The 19,635-nt window shown below is 63.1% G+C and carries 17 protein-coding genes; 13 read left to right on the top strand and 4 right to left on the bottom strand.

Annotated elements, in window-relative coordinates:
* The first annotated feature begins 82 nt into the window (after positions 1–82).
* Both M6G53_RS00510 and fusA read left to right on the top strand, forming a co-directional pair.
* Positions 83–331, top strand: a complete 249-nt coding sequence (locus tag M6G53_RS00510; protein ID WP_004938127.1) for a glycine zipper domain-containing protein — start codon at positions 83–85, stop codon at positions 329–331.
* 238 nt (positions 332–569) lie between these two features.
* On the top strand, positions 570–2,675 hold the full coding sequence (gene fusA, locus M6G53_RS00505) for an elongation factor G (protein WP_253328276.1): 2,106 nt from the start codon (positions 570–572) through the stop codon (positions 2,673–2,675).
* A gap of 27 nt (positions 2,676–2,702) precedes the next feature.
* Here fusA and M6G53_RS00500 read toward each other — a convergent pair whose 3' ends face one another.
* Positions 2,703–3,671, bottom strand: coding sequence for a DMT family transporter (locus M6G53_RS00500; RefSeq protein WP_253328275.1), 969 nt, complete (start codon positions 3,669–3,671; stop codon positions 2,703–2,705).
* A 98-nt stretch (positions 3,672–3,769) separates the two neighbouring features.
* Positions 3,770–4,597 carry an AraC family transcriptional regulator gene (locus M6G53_RS00495; RefSeq protein ID WP_253328274.1) on the bottom strand — a complete coding sequence of 276 codons (828 nt, stop codon included), beginning with the start codon at positions 4,595–4,597 and terminating at the stop codon, positions 3,770–3,772.
* A gap of 196 nt (positions 4,598–4,793) precedes the next feature.
* On the opposite strand from M6G53_RS00495, the gene M6G53_RS00490 reads away from it, so the two are divergent.
* Positions 4,794–6,227 carry an NAD-dependent succinate-semialdehyde dehydrogenase gene (locus M6G53_RS00490; protein WP_049195527.1) on the top strand — a complete coding sequence of 478 codons (1,434 nt, stop codon included), beginning with the start codon at positions 4,794–4,796 and terminating at the stop codon, positions 6,225–6,227.
* Between the two features lie 225 nt (positions 6,228–6,452).
* Here the strand turns inward: M6G53_RS00490 and M6G53_RS00485 are convergent, their stop codons facing one another.
* Positions 6,453–8,333: a potassium transporter Kup gene (locus M6G53_RS00485; protein WP_253328273.1), complete on the bottom strand. Its 1,881-nt coding sequence runs from the start codon at positions 8,331–8,333 to the stop codon at positions 6,453–6,455.
* Positions 8,334–8,572: 239 nt separating this feature from the next.
* Here M6G53_RS00485 and M6G53_RS00480 point away from each other — a divergent pair, with 239 nt between their 5' ends.
* Both M6G53_RS00480 and M6G53_RS00475 read left to right on the top strand, forming a co-directional pair.
* Positions 8,573–10,312 carry an ABC transporter permease gene (locus M6G53_RS00480; RefSeq protein ID WP_253328272.1) on the top strand — a complete coding sequence of 580 codons (1,740 nt, stop codon included), beginning with the start codon at positions 8,573–8,575 and terminating at the stop codon, positions 10,310–10,312.
* Between the two features lie 12 nt (positions 10,313–10,324).
* Positions 10,325–11,644 carry an ABC transporter ATP-binding protein gene (locus M6G53_RS00475; RefSeq protein WP_253328271.1) on the top strand — a complete coding sequence of 440 codons (1,320 nt, stop codon included), beginning with the start codon at positions 10,325–10,327 and terminating at the stop codon, positions 11,642–11,644.
* Here M6G53_RS00475 and M6G53_RS00470 read toward each other — a convergent pair.
* On the bottom strand, positions 11,641–12,570 hold the full coding sequence (locus M6G53_RS00470; RefSeq protein ID WP_253328270.1) for a LysR substrate-binding domain-containing protein: 930 nt from the start codon (positions 12,568–12,570) through the stop codon (positions 11,641–11,643). The two genes, M6G53_RS00475 and M6G53_RS00470, sit on opposite strands and share 4 nt — an antisense overlap.
* A 169-nt stretch (positions 12,571–12,739) precedes the next feature.
* Between M6G53_RS00470 and M6G53_RS00465 the strand changes: the two genes are divergently transcribed.
* The 8 genes from M6G53_RS00465 to M6G53_RS00430 all read left to right on the top strand — a co-directional run bounded on the left by M6G53_RS00465 (position 12,740) and on the right by M6G53_RS00430 (position 19,634).
* Positions 12,740–13,690: a branched-chain amino acid ABC transporter permease gene (locus M6G53_RS00465; protein ID WP_253328269.1), complete on the top strand. Its 951-nt coding sequence runs from the start codon at positions 12,740–12,742 to the stop codon at positions 13,688–13,690.
* Positions 13,691–13,700: 10 nt separating this feature from the next.
* Positions 13,701–14,813 (top strand): ABC transporter permease subunit, encoded by a 1,113-nt coding sequence (locus tag M6G53_RS00460; protein WP_253328268.1) that lies wholly within the window; start codon positions 13,701–13,703, stop codon positions 14,811–14,813.
* Positions 14,810–15,580, top strand: coding sequence for an ABC transporter ATP-binding protein (locus M6G53_RS00455; RefSeq protein ID WP_253328267.1), 771 nt, complete (start codon positions 14,810–14,812; stop codon positions 15,578–15,580). Before M6G53_RS00460 ends, M6G53_RS00455 begins: the two co-directional genes overlap by 4 nt.
* A complete protein-coding gene (locus M6G53_RS00450) occupies positions 15,573–16,286 on the top strand; it encodes an ABC transporter ATP-binding protein (RefSeq protein ID WP_253328266.1) in 714 nt (237 codons plus the stop codon). Before M6G53_RS00455 ends, M6G53_RS00450 begins: the two co-directional genes overlap by 8 nt.
* Before the next feature lie 82 nt (positions 16,287–16,368).
* Entirely contained in the window at positions 16,369–17,472 is a 1,104-nt protein-coding gene (locus M6G53_RS00445; RefSeq protein WP_436286509.1) for a branched-chain amino acid ABC transporter substrate-binding protein, read from the top strand.
* An 18-nt stretch (positions 17,473–17,490) separates the two neighbouring features.
* Complete coding sequence (locus M6G53_RS00440) at positions 17,491–17,982, top strand: L-2-amino-thiazoline-4-carboxylic acid hydrolase (protein WP_253328264.1); 492 nt, start codon at positions 17,491–17,493, stop codon at positions 17,980–17,982.
* The gene (locus M6G53_RS00435; RefSeq protein WP_253328263.1) at positions 17,979–19,205 is read left to right on the top strand and encodes a Zn-dependent hydrolase; all 1,227 of its coding nucleotides are present in this window, start codon (positions 17,979–17,981) and stop codon (positions 19,203–19,205) included. The genes M6G53_RS00440 and M6G53_RS00435 overlap by 4 nt, the downstream gene beginning before the upstream one ends.
* A gap of 81 nt (positions 19,206–19,286) precedes the next feature.
* The gene (locus M6G53_RS00430; protein ID WP_253328262.1) at positions 19,287–19,634 is read left to right on the top strand and encodes an ArsR/SmtB family transcription factor; all 348 of its coding nucleotides are present in this window, start codon (positions 19,287–19,289) and stop codon (positions 19,632–19,634) included.
* Position 19,635 lies beyond the last annotated feature (1 nt).

Raw genomic sequence — 19,635 nt, 5'->3', positions numbered from 1 at the left:
TATAACGCACAGAATGCTGCAAAAAACGGCGTCCACCTGCTAGGCTTAGGGTTCGTTAACCCACAAGGATCAGGAGAGCAGCATGTTTGGTAAAGCGGAAGACAAAGCCAATGAAGCCGCAGGCGCGGTAGAAGAAGCGTTCGGCAAAGCCGTCGATTCGCCGGAGCATCAGGTGCGCGGCGCGGCGCGCAAATACGCCTCCCAGGCCAGTTATGCCGCCCGTGACGCAGCGGACAGCGTAAGAACCCAGGTGGAGGCCAACCCGCTGGCCGGCGTGGCCGTTGCGGCGGCGGTCGGCATCGTTTTCGGCTTCTTGCTGGGGCGCAAATAAGCGGCAAATGCGCCGCTCGACAACAGGCCCGTTAGGGGCCTTTTTTTCGCCCCTCTTTGCGCCTGCGCGCAAAATTTCATCTATTGCAGCCATCGCTTAAAAAAACCAACGCCTTCAACTACGATTAGTTTGTGACCAGAGCGAGGCTCTGCGATCCGGCAGATAACCCTATGAGGATTATCACCATTATCCATGCTGTTTAAGCCGCCCTCTTTCACGCGGCTAAGAAAGGTTGATTATGGCTCGCACCACCCCTATCGAACGTTACCGCAATATCGGCATCTCCGCGCATATCGATGCCGGCAAGACCACCACCACCGAGCGGATTCTGTTTTACACCGGGGTCAGCCACAAGCTGGGTGAAGTGCATGACGGCGCGGCGACTATGGACTGGATGGCACAGGAACAGGAACGCGGCATCACCATCACCTCGGCGGCCACCACCTGCTTCTGGAACGGCATGCAGCATAATTATCCGCAGCACCGCATCAATATTATCGACACCCCCGGGCACGTCGATTTCACCATTGAAGTGGAGCGCTCGATGCGCGTACTGGACGGCGCCGTGATGGTCTATGACTCGGTGGGCGGCGTGCAGCCGCAGTCGGAAACCGTCTGGCGTCAGGCCAACAAATACAAGGTGCCGCGGCTGGCGTTCGTCAACAAGATGGACCGCATCGGCGCGGACTTTTTCCGCGTGCGCAAAATGATGATCGAGCGCCTGAAAGCCAACCCGGTACCGATCGTTATTCCGATCGGCGCCGAAGACCACTTCAGCGGCGTGGTGGATCTGGTGCGGATGAAGGCCATCCTGTGGGACGAAGCCTCGCAGGGCATGAACTTCAGCTTCGAAGAAATCCCGGCCGAGCTGCGCGATTCGGCGCAAGAGTGGCGCGAAAACATGATAGAGGCCGCCGCCGAAGCCTCGGAAGAGCTGATGGAGAAATACCTCAACCAGGTGCCGCTGAGCGAAGAGGAGATCGTCCACGGGCTGCGGGTGCGCACCGTCGCCGGCGAAATCCAGCCGATGCTGTGCGGGTCGGCGTTCCGCAACAAAGGGGTACAGCGCATGCTGGATGCGGTGATCGAGCTGATGCCCTCGCCGCTCGACGTGCCGCCGATGGAGGGCCACGGTGAACACGATGACATCATCACCCGCAAAGCCGACGACAACGAAAAATTCTCGGCGCTGGCGTTCAAGCTGATGACCGATCCCTTCGTCGGCCAGCTGACCTTCGTGCGCGTCTACTCCGGGGTGCTGGCCAAAGGCAGCAGCGTTTACAACCCGATCAAGGGCAAAAAGGAGCGCATCGGCCGCATCGTGCAGATGCACGCCAACGATCGTAAGGACATCGACGAGCTGCACGCCGGCGACATCGCCGCCTGCGTCGGCCTGAAGGACGTCACCACCGGCGATACGCTGTGCGACCCTAGCGCCATCATCACGCTGGAACGCATGACCTTCCCCGAGCCGGTGATCGCTCAGGCGATCGAACCGAAGACCAAGGGCGACCAGGAGAAAATGGGCATCGCGCTGCAGCGCCTCTCTTCGGAAGATCCGTCGTTCCGTGTGCGCACCGATGAAGAATCCGGCCAGACCATTATCTACGGCATGGGCGAGTTGCACCTGGAGATCATCGTCGATCGCATGCGCCGCGAATTCGGGGTGGAGACCACCACCGGCAAGCCGCAGGTGTCGTACCGCGAAACCATCCGCAAGCGGGTGGCCGACGTGGAAGGCAAGTTCGTACGCCAGTCCGGCGGTAAAGGGCAATACGGCCACGTGGTGCTGACCGTCGAACCCAACGAACCCGGCAAAGGCTTCGAATTCTTCGATGAGATCAAGGGCGGCGTCATTCCGGGCGAGTTTATCCCGGCGGTGAAAAAAGGCGTGCTCGAGGCGCTGAACAACGGCGTACTGGCCGGTTATCAGGTGGTGGACGTCAAGGTGCACCTGACCTTCGGTTCTTACCATGACGTCGACTCATCGGAACAGGCGTTCCGCATGGCGGCGATCTTCGGCTTCAAGGAAGCCTGCCGCCTGGCGGATCCGGTGATCCTTGAGCCAATCATGTCGGTGGAGGTGGAAACGCCGGAAGATTACGCCGGCAACGTGATGGGCGACCTCTCCTCACGCCGCGGTCTGGTGCAGGGCATGGAAGAGATCCCGGGCGGCGGCGGCAAAGCGATCCACGCCAAGGTGCCGCTGTCCGAGATGTTCGGTTATTCGACGACCCTGCGTTCGATGTCGCAGGGCCGCGCCACCTACACCATGGAATTCAGCCACTACGCCGAAGCGCCGCGCAACGTGGCCGAAGAGATCATTCACCACAGCAAGCGTTAACCCTCGCGCCCGCCTTCGCGGCGGGCGTCACCTCTGCTTGTCCTCCAGCGCCACCACCACCGGCTGCGGCTTGATGCGCATGGCGTACACCACGCCGGCGATCAGGCAGACGATGCCGGCCAGCGTCAGCAGCGGCGGCCAGGCCTGGCGCAGCAGAAAGGTATAGGCCAACCCCGCCAGAATTTCGAACACGATGAGCGGCCCCACCAACACCGTCGGCAACCGCTGGCTGGCTTCGTTCCAGCACAGCGCCCCCAGCCAGGAGCAGAACACGCCGATAACCAGCATCAGTGGGATAAACACTTCGGGGCGCGGGCCAAACGGCAAGGCGAACGCCGGTTCGCTCAGCGCCAATTGGCCGCAGACCGCCAGATAGCCCAGCAGCGCCAGCGGCAGCGTCACCAGCCCTTGCGCCGTGGCCCAGGTGGCCGGCCGCTGCGTCGGGTTCTCCCGCAGCCAGCGCGAGTTGCGCAGCGGGAACCAGGTCCAGCACGCCACCGCCAACACGGCCAGCCCCAGGCCACTGAGATAACGCCAGCCGTCGACCGGCAGCGCGTTGCCACGTAGCTCGGCGACGTTCACGCACGCTAACCCGCAGACGATCAGCAGCAGCGCCGGCGCCAGCTTGCTCCAGGCCAGCCGCCCGTCGTGCCGACCGTAAAACAGGTTGGCGCAGAGGGCGATCACCACCGGCAAGGTGCCGATGATCATGGTCGAGACCGGTGCACCGGTACGCTGAATGGCGCTGGCCAGGCACAGGTAGTACAGCAGGTTGCCGATGGCCGTCAGCTTGAGCGCCTCCAGCCAATCCTGGCGCCGCAGCTTGCGCAGGCGGCGGCGATCGAGCCAGGCCAGCGGCAAGGTGATCAGCCCGAAGGCCAGATAGCGGCCGGTGGACTGCAACGCGGCGGGATAATCCGGCACCAGCAACGGGCCAACGAAGATCAATCCCCACATCAGCCCGGCGGCCAGGGCAAACACAACGCCAATGAACATAACGACTCCGACAAACGGCCGGCGCGGCCAACCCGCCCGACAAGACAGCGGCAGAGTAACGAAAACGCAGGAAGGAATTATTGTAGCAGGTTGCTGTTTTAACCCGATTTCACCTGTTTCTGGAAACGCACTGGCGTGACGCCGTAACGATTGGCGAAGGCGCGCGTCAGGTGCGCCTGATCGGTCAGCCCCGCCGCCGCCGCCACCTGTGCGGCGGGCATGCCGCGCTCCAGCATGCGTTTGGCCTGCGCCAGTCGGATCGCCATCAGCATCTGCTGCGGCGAAACGTGGTATTCGGCCTTGAACTTGCGCAGGAAATGGTACGGGCTGAGCGACACCAAATCGGCCAGCTGATTGAGGGTCACCGCCTCGGCGAAGTTATCGTGCAGGTAGCTTTTCACCACCTCGAAACGGTGCGCCGCCTCGGCTTTTTCCCGCTGCCCGGCACGGATATGCGGGTGCAGCAGCGCGACCGCCTCCACCAGCAGGCCGTCCAGCGTGAGCGGATCGTCGGTTTGCCACAGCGTGGCGAGAATGGCGGACAGGCGCTGCGCCGCCCGCGGATCGTGGCGCACCGCCTCGGTGAACCACTGGCTCCGATCGCCGGACAGCTGCTCCAGCGCCTCGGGCGCCAGATAGAGCATGCGGTAACACCAGCCGCCCGGCGTGTCGGCTTCACCGGTATGCAGCTCGTCGGGGTTCATCAGCACCAGCGCGCCCGGCGCCGCCAGATGCTGCGCGCCGCGATAGCGGAAACGCTCCGCCCCAGTGTCTACGGTGCCGATAGCGAAGGCGTCGTGGGTATGCGGCTCGAAGGCATAGCGTTCGATATGCGCCTGATAAAGTTCAACGCCCGGCAGATGCGACAAATGCCGGAACTGCGCGCAATCCTTCTCGAACGGAAACTGTTGTGGTACCCCTTGCACCCGACCTCCTCGTCCGTGCTGACAATCTGCTCAGCATAGCCAAAACATCGCCGGTTGAGTAGCCGCCCTGGCGCTTTCGTGCCCCTCGCCTGGACGATCGCCGCCATTCGGCGTAGGGTTAAGGTCCCTGTCCCTTTCAGGCGCGCCGCATCGCGAAGCTCATCGGCCCCTGACACTCCGCAAACAAGAGGCAACAATGTATCCGGATACTCAACTGTATATCGATGGACAATGGCGCAACGCGCTGGCCGGGAAAACCCTGCCGGTCACCAACCCCGCCACCGACGAGATAATCGGTCAAGTGGCGCACGCCGCCACAGAGGATCTCGATCTGGCGCTGGCCGCCACCGAGCGCGGATTTAACGTCTGGCGCGACACCGCCGCGCACCAGCGCGCCAACCTGATGCGCAAAGCGGCGGCGCTGCTGCGCGAACGCGCTAACGCCATCGCCGCCGTCATGACGCAGGAACAGGGCAAACCGGTGGCGCAGGCCAAAGTCGAAATTCTCAACGCCGCCGACGTCATCGACTGGTTCGCCGGCGAAGCCACCCGCACCTACGGGCAGATCATTCCGTCCCGCGCCCGCGACGTGCAGCAGCAAACCCTCAAGCTGCCGGTCGGCCCGGTGGCCGCCTTCACGCCGTGGAACTTCCCGATCAACCAGATCGTGCGCAAGCTGTCCGCCGCGCTGGCGGCGGGGTGTTCCATCATCGTCAAAGGCCCGGAAGAAACGCCGGCCTCGCCGGCTGAGCTGATCAAAGCCTTCGCCGACGCCGGGATCCCGGCCGGGGTGATCGCGCTGGTGTACGGCACCCCGGCGGAAATCTCGGAATACCTGATCCCGCATCCGACCATTCGCAAGATCTCCTTCACCGGCTCCACCCGCGTGGGCAAGCATCTGGCGGCGCTGGCCGGCCAGCATATGAAAAAGGCCACCATGGAGCTGGGCGGCCACGCGCCGGTATTGATCTTCGACGACGCCGATCTCGACGCGGCGGCCAAAGAGCTAGCGCAGTCCAAGTTCCGCAACGCCGGCCAGGTCTGTATCGCCCCGACCCGCTTCCTGATCCAGCAAGGCGTTTATGAAGCCTTCGTGGAGAAATTCACCGCCGCCGTGCGTGAGCTCAAGCTCGGCAACGGGCTGGAAGACGGCGTGACCATGGGGCCGATGGTGCTGGGCCGCAGCGTCGACAATATCGAGGCGCTGGTGCAGGATGCCGTTGCCCACGGGGCAAAAGCCTGCACCGGCGGCAAGCGCGTGGCGGGCAAAGGTAACTTCTTCGAGCCGACGGTGCTGCGCGACGTGCCGCTGAGCGCCCGTGCCATGTCGGAAGAGCCGTTTGGCCCGGTCGCCCTGCTGCGCCCGTTCGCCACCTATGACGAGGCGATCGCCGAAGCCAACCGCCTGCCGTACGGGCTGGCCGCCTACGCTTACAGCCGCAACATCGCCACCGTCAATGCGCTGGGGCGCGACGTGGAGAGCGGCATGCTGAGCATCAACCACATCGGTTTCGGCCTGCCGGAAACGCCGTTTGGCGGCGTAAAAGACTCCGGTCACGGCACCGAAGGCGGCAGCGAAGCGATCGAATCCTACCTGGAAACCCGCTTCGTCACCGTCGCCGGCCGTTAATCACGCGTCGGATGAATAGCCAACAGCCCCGCAGTGCGGTAATGCCGCTCACTTAATCCTGAGTGGCATTTTTTTATCCAGCCTCTGGACGTTCTGTGGTTGGCTGCGCCAAAGGTCAACACCCGAGTTGGCAGCTACCGAGCACCCCATACTTTTTGAGGTTATGGCAGAGAAGAGCAATTTGTATGAGGCACGCCGCAATTGCGGCGATGCCTTTTTCTCGCCCTATACCGGCACTCGCCGGCTGATCTCCACCACCTGATCGCTGGGCAGGTAATAATAATCCGTGACGTGCATGCCGTTGCGCACCATCAGCGCGAACAGGTTGCGCTGCCACGACGGCAACCGGTCGTTCGCCTCGCGACGCACCACGGTTTCATGGCCGAGGTAATAAGTCGCCTCGTCGAAATTCAGGCCGCATTTCTGCGCTTCGACGTGCTGCAACAGCTGCGGGATGTTTGGCCGCTCCATAAAGCCGTAATTGGCCATACCGCACCAAAACCCTGGCGCGAGCTCGCGCATCACCAGGCGCTCGGCATTCGATACCCGCGGTTCATTGACAATGGCAATGGTCAACGCCAGCACCTGGGCGTGCAGCGAGCCGTTGCGTTTAACGTGCCATTTCATCACCGGCGGCGTGCCCTGCAGGCTACGGGTGAGGAACACCGCGGTGCCCGGCACGCGCGGCACGGATTCACGGCGGATTTTCTCCAGGAAATCCGCTATCGGCACCGTCGTCTCGCCAAGGGTATGCGCGGCCGCCAACACCCCGCGATGCCAGATCAGCATCACGGTATAGATCGCGGCGGCCAGCAGCAGCGGGATATAACCGCCCTGCAACACCTTGGTCAGGTTGGCCGTCAGGAAGCTCAGATCGACCACGAAGAACCCCCCCGCCACCAGCAGGCTGGCGGCCAGCCCCCAACGCCACACCTCACGCATCGCCACGAACAGCAAACCGGTGGTCATGATCATGGTCAGCGAGACGGCGATGCCGTAGGCGGCGGCCAGATTGTCCGAGGATTTGAAGAACACCGTCAGGAACAGCGTCACCACCATCAGTAGCCAGTTGATGGCACCGATGTAGATCTGTCCGTAACTCTCCTCGGTCGTTTGCTTAACCCGCAGCCGCGGCAGCCACCCCAGTTGGATCGCTTGCCGGGTCATGGAAAACGCGCCGCTGATGATCGCCTGGCTGGCGATAATCGTCGCCAGCGTGGCCAGGATCACCAGCGGGATCAGCAACGCCGGCGGGCACAGGCGGAAGAAGATGTTTTGCGTGACGTCGGCACCGGCCAAAATCAGCGCGGCCTGCCCCGCGTAGTTGAGCAGCAGGCAGGGAAACACAATGCCGAACCAGGCCAGCCAAATCGGCTTTTTGCCGAAGTGGCCCATATCGGCATACAGCGCTTCAGCGCCGGTGACGCACAAAAACACACCGCCCAACACCAGGAAGCTGGTTAGCCCATTGGAGAACAGGAAATGAATGCCGTACAGCGGGTTCAGCGCCAGCAGCACCGCCGGGTGCTGAATGATGCCCCACACGCCCAGCGCACCGATCGCCAGGAACCACAACGCCATAATCGGCCCGAATACCCGGCCGATGCGCGCGGTGCCCAGCGGCTGAATGGCGAACAGGCTGAGCAAAATTACCACTGCCGCCGGCAGAATATAGGGTTGCGACGCCGGTAGCACGATGTTCAACCCCTCGAGGGCGGAGAGCACCGAGATGGCCGGCGTGATGGCGCCGTCGCCGTAGATCAGTGCCGCGCCGAACAGACCGGCGAACAACACCAGCGGCCGGGACCTGCGTTTGCTGACCAGCAGCGACATCAGCGCCATGATGCCGCCTTCGCCGCGGTTGTCGATACGCATGGCGAACATGGCGTATTTGAGCGAGGTGACGATCACCAGCGTCCAGAAAATCAGCGACAGCAGGCCAAGGATAACCGGTGCAGAAGGCGCATCGCCGGAGAGAAACAACACGGTTTTCAGGGTGTACAACGGGCTGGTGCCGATATCGCCGAACACCACGCCCAAAGCGCCCAGCGCCAACGGCGTCAGGCCCGTCTTGTTCGAAGTTTCCATATCATTGCCGACAGACATCTGCTTGCTCCTTAGCCTTGCATTGAGAGTTGGAATTATTGTCACTTTATTGCCGTCGCGCCACCCGTTCGGCAGGATAAGCATAACTTAATCGTCATCTTCGCGGGTTACAGTATCGCGCCTTTGCGGCACAGAAACCGTTACCGGTGAGCAACGGTTTAGAAACGCCGCGGCAGGATGGTCTATAGTGCTTATGCTGTTGTCACTTTCTTGTATGCACACGCCGTGGGAGAAGTGAAATGAACGTCAGGTTTAACCCCCATGTTTCCGCCCGGCGCTTGCTGCCCAACGGCTGGGACGTCATCGCCTTTCCGCTGATCATCGGCTTGATCGCCATGATGGCCATCGGCCTGCACCAAACCCTGCAACCGCTCGCAACGCTGAAAACGCAGGCGGTGTCGCTCGATCCCGCCAACCTGCCGGAATACGCCCTGCGCACTACGCTGCGCATGCTGGTGGCGATGGTGGCCTCTCTGGCGTTTTCGTTGGTCTATGGCACCCTGGCGGCCAAGAGCCGGCGCGCCGAGAAAGTGCTGGTGCCGATCCTCGATATTCTGCAGTCGGTGCCGGTTCTCGGCTACATCTCTTTCACCGTCACCTTTTTCATCGCCCTGTTCCCCGGCCGGGTGCTGGGGGTCGAGCTGGCGGCGATGTTCGCCATCTTCACCAGCCAGGCGTGGAATATGACCTTCAGCTTCTATCAGTCGCTGCGCACCGTGCCGCGCGATCTGGAAGAGGTGGCGCGCGGCTTTCATCTTAGCCCGTGGCAACGTTTCTGGAAGCTGGACGCGCCGTTCGCCGTGCCGGGGCTGATCTGGAACATGATGATGTCGATGTCCGGCGGCTGGTTCTTTATCGTGGCGTCGGAAGCGATCACCGTCGGTAACAACACCTTTACGCTGCCGGGCATCGGCGCTTATCTCGCGCAGGCGATCCTCAGCAAGAATCTGCCGGCGATCGGTTGGGTGCTGCTCACCATGACAGTGGTGATCCTGGCCTACGATCAGCTGCTGTTCCGGCCGCTGGTGGCGTGGGCGGACAAATTTCGCATGGAAACCACCCGCTCGGCGAGCGCCCCCACTTCCTGGCTGTTGAACCTGATGCGCCGCACGCGTCTGATCCACCTGCTGCTGACGCCGCTGGGCGCGCTGCTGGCTAAAACCGCGCGTCTGAAGCTGAGCCTGCCGGCCTGGCCGCAGCGCCGCGGTGACGCCATCCAACGGCAACGCCGCTCGCGGGCGATCGATCTGTGCTGGAACGCCGTCGTTATCTTGATGACGCTGGCGATCGCCTGGCGCGTCATTCTCTATGTGCAGACCGGCGTGACGCTCAATGATGTGGGCCACGTAATGGTACTGGGGCTGATCACGCTGCTGCGCGTAGCGGTGCTGATCGCCCTGTCGTCGCTGGTCTGGGTGCCGCTCGGCGTGCTGATCGGCCTGCGCCCGGCGTTGGCCGGGAAAATCCAACCCATCGCCCAGTTCCTGGCCGCGTTTCCGGCCAACCTGCTGTTCCCGGTGTTCGTCATCACCATTGTCCATTTCCAGCTCAACCCCGATATCTGGCTGTCGCCGCTGATCGTGTTGGGCACCCAGTGGTACATCTTGTTCAACGTGGTGGCGGGCGCCACCGCGCTGCCCAACGACTACCGCGAGGCCGCCGCCAACTTCCACATTCGCGGTTGGCAATGGTGGCGTCAGGTGATGTTGCCGGGCATCTTCCCCTATTACGTCACCGGCGCCATCACCGCTTCCGGCGGCGCCTGGAACGCCAGCATCGTGGCCGAGTTGGTCCAGTGGGGCAGCACCCAGGTGAAAGCGCACGGGCTGGGCGCCTACATCGCCGAAACCACCACCGCCGGCGATTTCCCCAAGATCATTTTGGGCATCGCCGTGATGTCGCTGTTCGTCACGCTATTCAACCGTCTGCTGTGGCGCCCGCTTTACGCCTATGCCGAATCCCGCTTCCGCATCGATTAAGGAACCGTTCAGATGTCAGATCTTCACCCAACACAGATGCCCCAGTCGCCCAACGAGGAAATTCTGGCGGTCAACGCAGTCAGCCACGGCTATGACAAGGCGCACGGCGAGCTGTTGATCCTCGATGGGGTCAATCTGTCGCTGCGGGCGGGCGAAATCGTCGGGCTGCTCGGCCGCTCCGGCTCGGGCAAATCGACGCTGCTGCGCATCATCGCCGGCCTGGTTACCCCCACCGCCGGCACGGTGAACTATTTGGGTCAGCCGTTGAACGGCCCCGCCAAAGGCGTCGCCATGGTGTTTCAAACCTTCGCGCTGTTCCCTTGGCTGACGGTGCTGCAAAACGTCGAGGCCGGGCTGGAAGCGTTGGGCGTCGCGCCCGCCGAACGGCGCGAACGGGCGCTGGCGGCCATCGATCTTATCGGCCTGGACGGTTTCGAAAACGCCTACCCGCGAGAACTCTCCGGCGGCATGCGCCAGCGCGTGGGGTTTGCCCGGGCGCTGGTAGTGGATCCGACCCTGCTGCTGATGGATGAGCCGTTCTCGGCGCTGGACGTCCTGACCGCCGAAACGCTGCGTACCGACCTGCTGGATCTGTGGACCGAAGGGCGGATGCCGATCAAGTCGGTGCTGATCGTCACGCACAACATCGAAGAGGCCGTGTTTATGTGCGATCGCATTCTGCTGCTCTCTTCCAACCCCGGCCGGGTGATCGCCGAAATCAAGGTGCCGTTCAGCCATCCGCGCAACCGGCTCGATCCCCAGTTCCGCCGCCTGGTAGACGATGTGTACGCCAAGATGACCGCCCGCCCGACCGACGGCAACGTCAAAAAAGGGCTGAAGCTCGGCACCTGGCTGCCGCACGTTTCCACCAACCTGATCGCCGGTCTGATCGAAACCCTGGCCGCCGCGCCCTATTTCGGCCGCGCCGACATGCCGGAGATCGCCCTCTCGCTGCATCTGGAGGTGGATGAGCTGTTTCCCATCGCCGAAGTGCTGCAGTCGCTGGGCTTCGCCGACGTGCGCGAGGGCGACATCTTCCTGACGCCGCCCGCACGCGCCTTCGCCGACGGCGACGTTCAGGCGCGCAAAGTGCTGTTCGCGGAGCATCTGCTGCGCTATGTGCCGCTGGCCGCGCTGATCAAAAACGTGTTGGACGAACGGCCGGGGCACCGCGCGCCGCGCGTGCGTTTCGAGCAAGAGCTGGAGGATTCGCTGTCGGACAGCGCCGCCAAAGAGACGCTGGATACGGTGATCAACTGGGGACGTTACGGCGAAATCTTCTCCTACAACGATCAAACGGCGTTTTTCAGCCTGGAGGACGTCGAGTTTTAAGCGAGCCGGCGCTCATCGGCTTCGCGGCGCAGCCACTGCCGCAGGTTTTCGCCCTCCTGCGACAGTTCGCTATCCAGGCGGGCGCACAGGTAATAATCCCGGCCGTCGTCGATCGGCAGATCGAACATTTTGATCAACTCGCCGCTTGCAAGGTACTGGGCGATTAACGGCTCGCGCATCAATGCACACCCCAATCCCGCCTGCACCGCCGCCAGCGTCAACAATCCGTCTTCGAACATCGGCCCGCTGCTGCGCAGCGGGCGTTTAACGCCGGCCAGCTGAAACCATTGCATCCAGGTATTACGCTCTTCGTCGTGCAGCAGCGGCAGCGTCGCCAGCTGATCCGGCGTATCGAGCAAACCGTGCAGTTTACTGAATGCCCGGCTGCACACCGGCACCATTTGGCCGGACATCAGCTTTTCGCTGCGATAGCCGGTCCACTGCCCAACCCCGAAGCGGATCGACAGATCGGCGGCGTCGCTCAGGTAATTACGGTGGTTGGCGTAAACCACATTGATATCGATATCCGGGTTTTCGCGCAGAAAGCCACGCAGCCGCGGAATGAACCAGCCCATGCCGAACAGCGGGATCAGGCTGATGGTGACCTGCCGCGACGCGGACTGCTCACGCACGTGTTCGGTCGCCTGGCGCAGCACGTTAAACGCCGAGCGGATCGAGCGGTAATATTCCCGCCCCTCGCCGCGCAGCACCAGATGGCGCCCCTGCCTTTCGGTCAACGGCATCTGCAAGAATGCCTCCAGCGTTTTCAGCTGATGGCTGACCGCCGAAGGCGAAATCATCAGCTCCTTCGCCGCCGCGCTGATGCTGCCCAGGCGCGCGATGGCCTCGAACGCCCGCACGGCGCGCAGCGGCGGATCGTTCGGCAGCATCGGTAACGGCTCATCGTACTGTTCTGTTTTTTTCATATATCGATTTTTTTATGGAAAGTCCGGGAGAAGATTCTATTTAATATACATAAAAATCAAAGCATTAAAATCACTCGTTTTTTGTATAAGAAAGTATTTATCCGTATTTTACAATTTTTTTAAATTCTCTACTGTGAGCCTCCTGACTCATTATCTCCGGACTCTCCCTATGGATACGCTGGTACAGCAGACCGTCAACGGTTTGATGCTCGGCAGCATCTATGCGCTGATCGCGCTCGGCTACACCATGGTGTACGGCATCCTGCGCATCATCAACTTCGCGCATGGCGACGTGCTGATGGTCGGGGCGCTCAGCGCGCTGTCGGCGATCGGCGCGTTGCAGCATCATTTTCCCGCGTTACCGCCCTACGCGACGCTGCTGCTGGCGGCCCTGTTCGCCGTGGCCGTCTGCGCCATCACCTCGATGGCGATCGAACGTCTGGCCTATCGCCGGTTGCGCACTGCACCACGCCTGGCCCCGCTGATCAGCGGCATCGGCGTCTCGCTGCTGTTGCAAACCCTGGCGATGCTGATCTGGTCACGCAATCCCCTGATGTTTCCGCAGCTGTTGCCGATGACGCCCATCGCCCTGACCGCAGGCAGCGTCGAACATGCGCCAGCGGTGATCACCGGCACCGCGATCGTCACGCTGGCGGTGGCCGTAGCGGTCATGGCCGGCCTCTGGCTGCTGGTCGAACACAGCCGTTTCGGCCGCGCCATGCGCGCCACGGCGGAAAACCCGCAGGTCGCCGGCCTGATGGGCATCAGTCCTGACCGCATCATCGTTCTGACCTTCGCGCTCGGCGGCGCGCTGGCGGCGGTCGCCGGCATCATGATGGCCAGCAACTACGGCAACGCCGGTTTCTCGATGGGCTTTTTGCCGGGCATCAAAGCCTTTACCGCCGCCGTGCTCGGCGGCATCGGCAACCTGCGCGGCGCGATGCTCGGCGGTTTGCTGCTGGGGCTGTTCGAATCGCTGGGCACCGGCTATCTCGGCGAGCTGACCGGCGGCGTATTCGGCAGCAACTACCAGGACGTATTCGCGTTTCTGGTGCTGATCGCCGTGCTGGTCTTCCGCCCCTCCGGGCTATTGGGCGAACGCATCGCCACGCGCGCATAAGGACACCGTGATGACCGTTTTAACTTCCTCGCTTCCTCTGGCCACGCCTCGGCGCGCCAGGCTGGGGCTGACGCTGTTCATTCTCGCCCTGCTGCTGGCGCCCTGGGTCGCGGGCGCCGCCGGCGGCAACTACTGGGTGCGCGTCGTCGACTTCGCCCTGCTGTACCTGATGCTGGCGCTCGGGCTGAACATCGTGGTGGGCATGACCGGCTTGCTGGACATGGGCTTTATCGCTTTTTACGCCGTTGGCGCCTATCTGGCCGCGCTGCTGTCGTCACCGCATCTGACGCAGCAGTTCCCGCTGCTGCTGCAGTGGTTCCCCGATGGGCTGCACCTGTCGATGCTGTGGCTGATCCCGCTGGCGGCGCTGCTGGCGGCGGCGTGCGGCATCCTGCTCGGCGCGCCGACGCTGCGGCTGCGCGGCGATTATCTGGCGATCGTCACGCTCGGTTTCGGCGAGATCGTGCGTATTTTGATGCGCAATCTCGATCGCCCGGTCAACCTCACCAACGGCCCCAAAGGCATTTCCGGCATCGACCCGATCAATCTGTTCGGCCTGAAGTTTTCCGGCATGCATGAGTGGTTCGGCGTGCGTTTCTCCGGCCTGTACCTCTATTACTACCTGTTCGCCACGCTGCTGCTGGCGATCCTGTTTATCAGCCTGCGGCTGCAAAACTCGCGCATTGGCCGCGCGTGGACAGCGATCCGTGAAGACGAGGACGCCGCGCGGGCAATGGGCATCAACACCCGCAACTTCAAGCTGCTGGCCTTTGCCATCGGCGCCACCTTCGGCGGCGTGGCCGGCGCGCTGTTCGCCGCGTTTCAGGGATTCGTGTCGCCGGAATCGTTCACCCTGCAAGAGTCGATCGCCGTACTGGCGATGGTGGTGCTCGGCGGCATGGGGCACATCCCCGGCGTGATCCTGGGCGCGCTGCTGCTGGCCGCCCTGCCGGAGCTGCTGCGCAGCAGCATGGGGCCGCTGCAGCAGGCGCTGTTCGGCCAGGTGCTGATCGATCCGGAAATTATCCGCCAACTGTTTTACGGCCTGGCGCTGATCCTGGTGATGCTGTATCGCCCGGCGGGCCTGTGGCCGGCCCGCCACCTAAGAGGGAGCGCCGCATGACGCCTTTGCTCACTTTACACCACGTCAGCAAACGCTTCGGCGGCCTGACGGCGGTGGATGACGTCAGCATGAGCATCCGCCAGGGGGAGATCTACGGCCTGATCGGGCCGAACGGCGCCGGTAAAACCACCTGCTTCAATCTGATCACCGGCCTGTACCGTGCCGACGAGGGCGAGTTTCGCCTGTCGGGCCAGCGCTATAAGCCCCAGGCGATCGATAAGGTGGCGCAGGCCGGCATCGCCCGCACCTTCCAGAACCTGCGGCTGTTCAACGAAATGAGCGTGCTGGAAAACGTGATGGTCGGCTGCCACATACGTACCCGCAACGGCCTGTGGGCGGCGATCGCCCGCCACCGCCGCGCCAGGGAGGAAGAACAGGCGGTGCGCGACAAGTCCCATGCATTGCTGGAGTACGTCGGCATCGGCTCATTCGCCCATTACCGCGCCGGGGATCTCGCCTACGGCCACCAGCGCCGTCTGGAGATCGCCCGCGCACTGGCGACCGAGCCCCGGCTGCTGGCGCTGGACGAACCGGCGGCCGGCATGAACGCCGGCGAAAAAGTGGCGCTGCGCGAGCTGCTGCTGCGCATTCGCGACAGCGGCAAAACGCTGCTGTTGATCGAACACGACGTCAAGCTGGTGATGGGCCTGTGCGATCGCCTGACGGTGCTGGACTACGGCAGAGCGATTGCTGAAGGCGAACCGGCGCAGGTGCGGCGTGAGCCGGCGGTCATTCAGGCCTATCTGGGAGGCGGCGCACATGTCTGAAGCCCTGCTGAGCGTCAAACAACTCAAAGTGTCTTACGGCGGCATTCATGCGGTCAAAGGCATCGATTTTACGGTCAACGCCGGCGAACAGGTCACGCTGATCGGTGCCAATGGCGCGGGTAAGACCTCCAGCCTGCGGGCGCTGACCGGGCTGCAACCGTTCGAGGGCGACATCCTGTTCGACGGCCGTTCGATTCGCGGCGTGCCGCCGCACCGCTTGCTGCAACAGGGTCTGGTGATGGTGCCGGAGGGACGCGGCATTTTCGCCCGCCTGACGGTGCGAGAAAACCTGCAGCTGGGCGCCTATGCGCGGCGTGACAAACCGGCGGTGCGGCACGATTTCGAGCGGGTATGCGCCACCTTCCCACGCCTGAACGAGCGCCTGAACCAGCCTGCCGGGCTGCTTTCGGGCGGCGAACAGCAGATGGTGGCGATGGGCCGCGCGCTGCTCAGCCGCCCGCGCCTGTTGATATTGGACGAGCCGTCGATGGGGCTGGCGCCGATCGTGGTGGAGGCCATTTTTTCAGTCATCAAACAGCTAGCCCGTGACGGCGTCACGCTACTGCTGGTCGAGCAAAACGCCCGCCTGGCGCTGGAGTCTACCGATCGCGCCTATGTGTTGGACAGCGGCAGCCTGAGCCACAGCGGCCGCTCCGCCGATATGCTGGACGATGAAAAAATCAAACAGATCTATTTGGGTGAATAACCGTTGTTACCTTTAACCGCACCAGGAGTATGACATGCAGCAGAACTTTCGCATCAAGCCGTTGGCGCTGGCCGCCGTGACGATGATCCTGAGCCTCCCGACGCTGGCGGACGACACCGTATTGATCGGCCTGGCCGGGCCGCTGACCGGCCCTTCCGCACGCATCGGCAAAGATCTCGAAAACGGCGCGCGCCTGGCGATCGCCGACGCCAACGCGCAAAAGCCGACGCTGAACGGCAAACCGGTCACCTTCAAATTGCTGTCCGAGGACGATCAGTCCGATCCGCGCACCGCCGTGGCCGTCGCGCAGCGTTTGGTCGACGAAGGCGTGGTCGGCGTGGTCGGCCACTGGAACACCGGCACCAGCATCCCGGCGGCGCGCATCTATCACGACGCCGGCATCGCCCAAGTGGCACCGGTCGCCACCGGCCACGGCTACACGCAACAAGGCTTTGACACCAGCTTCCGCGTGATGGGCCACGACGACGACGGCGGCAACTACGCCGGGCAGTATGCGGTGAAAACGCTGAAAGCCCAGCGCATCGCGGTGATCGACGATCGTACCGCGTTCGGCCAGGGCCTGGCGGACGAGTTCATCAAATCGCTGCAGGCCCAGGGCGTGCAACCGGTCACCCGCGAGTACGTCGATGACAAGACCGTCGATTTCAGCGCCGTGCTGACCACCGTGCGCAGCAAAAACGCCGATCTGATCTTCTTCGGCGGCGTGGACTCCCAGGCGGCACCGCTGGCGCGCAAGCTGAAACAGCTGGGCATGAACGCGCAGCTGATGGGGGCCGGCGGTTTTGTCAGCCAGACCTTCCTGACGCTGGCGCAGCGGGAAGGCGAAGGCGTGGTGGCGCTGGAGCCAGGGCTGCCGCTGGAACAGATGCCGGGCGGCAAGGCGTTTGAGCAAGCCTATCGCGATCGTTACCGCACCCACATCGAACTGCATGCGCCCTTCGCCTACGACGCCACCCGGGTGCTGATCGCCGCCATCGAACAGGCCGGCTCGGCCAATCCGGCCGATTACCTGCCGAAACTGCGTGCCATACATTACCAGGGCGTGACCGGCGCCATCGCCTTCGATGCGCAGGGCAACCTGCAACAGCCGAGCTTCACCCTGTACCGGGTCGTGGACGGCAAATGGCAGCCGCAAACCGTGTTGGGCGGCGCCAAACCACAATAAATCGAGAGGAGCAAGGCGATGAGCTGTGCAAACAACGAGCTGGGCATTTTGGCCCGCAGAAAGATCGAAGCGGAGATCATCAAACCGATCTACCAGATTCTGGTGCGTGAAATCGGCAAGGCGCGCGCGCAGGCAGTGATCGGCGAAGCCATCGAGAATGCCGCCATCGCGGCAGGCAAGCAGTTCGCCGCACAGGAGCCGCACGGCGCGGATCTGCGCAGCTTCGCCGCCTTGCAGTACCTGTGGGAAAAAGACGATGCGCTGCGCGTCGAGGTGATCCACCAGGACGAACAGCACTTCGACTATAACGTCACCCGCTGCCGCTACGCCGAGATGTATCACGAGATGGGGCTGGGGGACATCGGTCACCTGCTCTCCTGCGCGCGCGACAGCCAGTTTATCGTCGGCTATGCCCCGGATGTCGAACTGCAGCGCAGCCAAACCATCATGTCCGGCGCCCCCTGCTGCGATTTCCGCTACACCGCCAAAACGCCGGGAGAAGAACAATGACGTATCGAGTCAACGGCGAGCGCCTGTGGCAAAGCCTGCACGCGATGGCGCAGTTCGGTGCCATCGCCGACAACGGCGTCACCCGCCTGGCGCTCAGCGAAGAGGACCGGCAGGCGCGCGACCAGCTGCGTCTCTGGGCGCTGGAGGCCGGTTGCAGCGTGCGCGTCGACCGGATGGGCAACATGTTCCTGCGCCGTGAAGGCTCGCGGCCCGAACTGGCGCCGGTGGTCACCGGTTCTCACGGCGACTCGCAGCCCCGCGGCGGCCGTTTCGACGGCATTTACGGCGTGCTGGCTGGGTTGGAGGTTATTCGCAGCCTTAACGATCGGCAGATCGTCACCGAACGCGCGATTGAAGTGATCAACTGGACCAACGAAGAAGGCGCACGCTTCGCGCCGGCGATGATCGCCTCCGGGGTATTCGCCGGGGCATTCGACCTGGAGTACGGCCTGACGCGCCGTGACGAGCACGGCATCAGCCTCGGCGAGGCGCTGGAACGCATCGGCTACGCCGGCCAGCACCCGGTGGGCGGCATGCCGATCCACGCCGCCTTCGAGCTGCACATCGAACAAGGGCCGATTCTGGAAGCGGAACACCTCGACATCGGCGTCGTGACCGCCGCACAAGGGCAGCGCTGGTACGAGCTGGAAGTCGTCGGCTTCAGCGCCCATGCCGGCACCACGCCGATGGATCGCCGCCGCGACGCCCTGCTGGGCTTCACCGAGCTGGTGACGGCGGTCAACCGCATCGGCTGGGATTTCGCGCCCGATGCGCGCGCCACGGTGGGCATGGCGCAAATCACCCCCAATTCACGCAACGTGGTGCCGGGCCGGGTCTTTTTCAGCGTCGAATTCCGTCATCCAGAGGAGGCAACCCTGGAGCAGATGGAGCAGCGCCTGCTGGCGGCGGTAAACCACGTCAACGGCGGCGGCCTGACCGCACGCGCCGAGCGCATCTTTCAGTATCCACCGGTTGTTTTCGATCGGGGCTGTATCGACAGCGTACGCCACGCCGCGCAAGGGTTGGGTTATCGCCATCGCGACATGGTTTCCGGCGCCGGCCACGATGCCTGTTATCTTAACCGCGTTGCCCCGACCGCCATGATTTTCATCCCCTGCGTGGACGGCATCAGCCACAACGAACGGGAAGATATCACCCCCGGCTGGGCCACCGCCGGTGCCGACGTCTTGCTGAACGCCCTGCTGGCGCACGCCGACGTCTGATCCTCGCCCCGGTTTTCGCCGGGGCAAAAAATATTCAACAAGACGGTTGAATAGTAGCCTGCCTGTTCTATATTCAACCATATGGTTGAATTATCTTCCTCACAGCTGGACGCCATTTTTCATGCGCTGGCCGACCCGACCCGCCGCTCGATGTTACGCGCGCTGGCCGGCGGCGAACGCAGCATCGGCGAACTGGCCGCGCCGTTGCAGATGTCGTTCGCCGGCGCCTCCAAGCACGTGAAAGCACTGGAACATGCGGGCCTGGTGCAACGCACCGTGCAAGGAAGAAACCATATCTGCCGGCTCAAACCCGAGCCTATGGCGCAGGCCATGCAATGGCTGCAAACCTATGAACATTTCTGGACTGAACGGCTGGATGCGCTCGAACAGGCGCTGCTACAGCCCGAACAGCTTCCTCCCAAGGAGTGAA

This window comes from Serratia nevei, assembly GCF_024160145.1.
Classification (GTDB): domain Bacteria; phylum Pseudomonadota; class Gammaproteobacteria; order Enterobacterales; family Enterobacteriaceae; genus Serratia; species Serratia nevei_A.
This window is presented reverse-complemented; position numbering and strand designations above follow the sequence as displayed.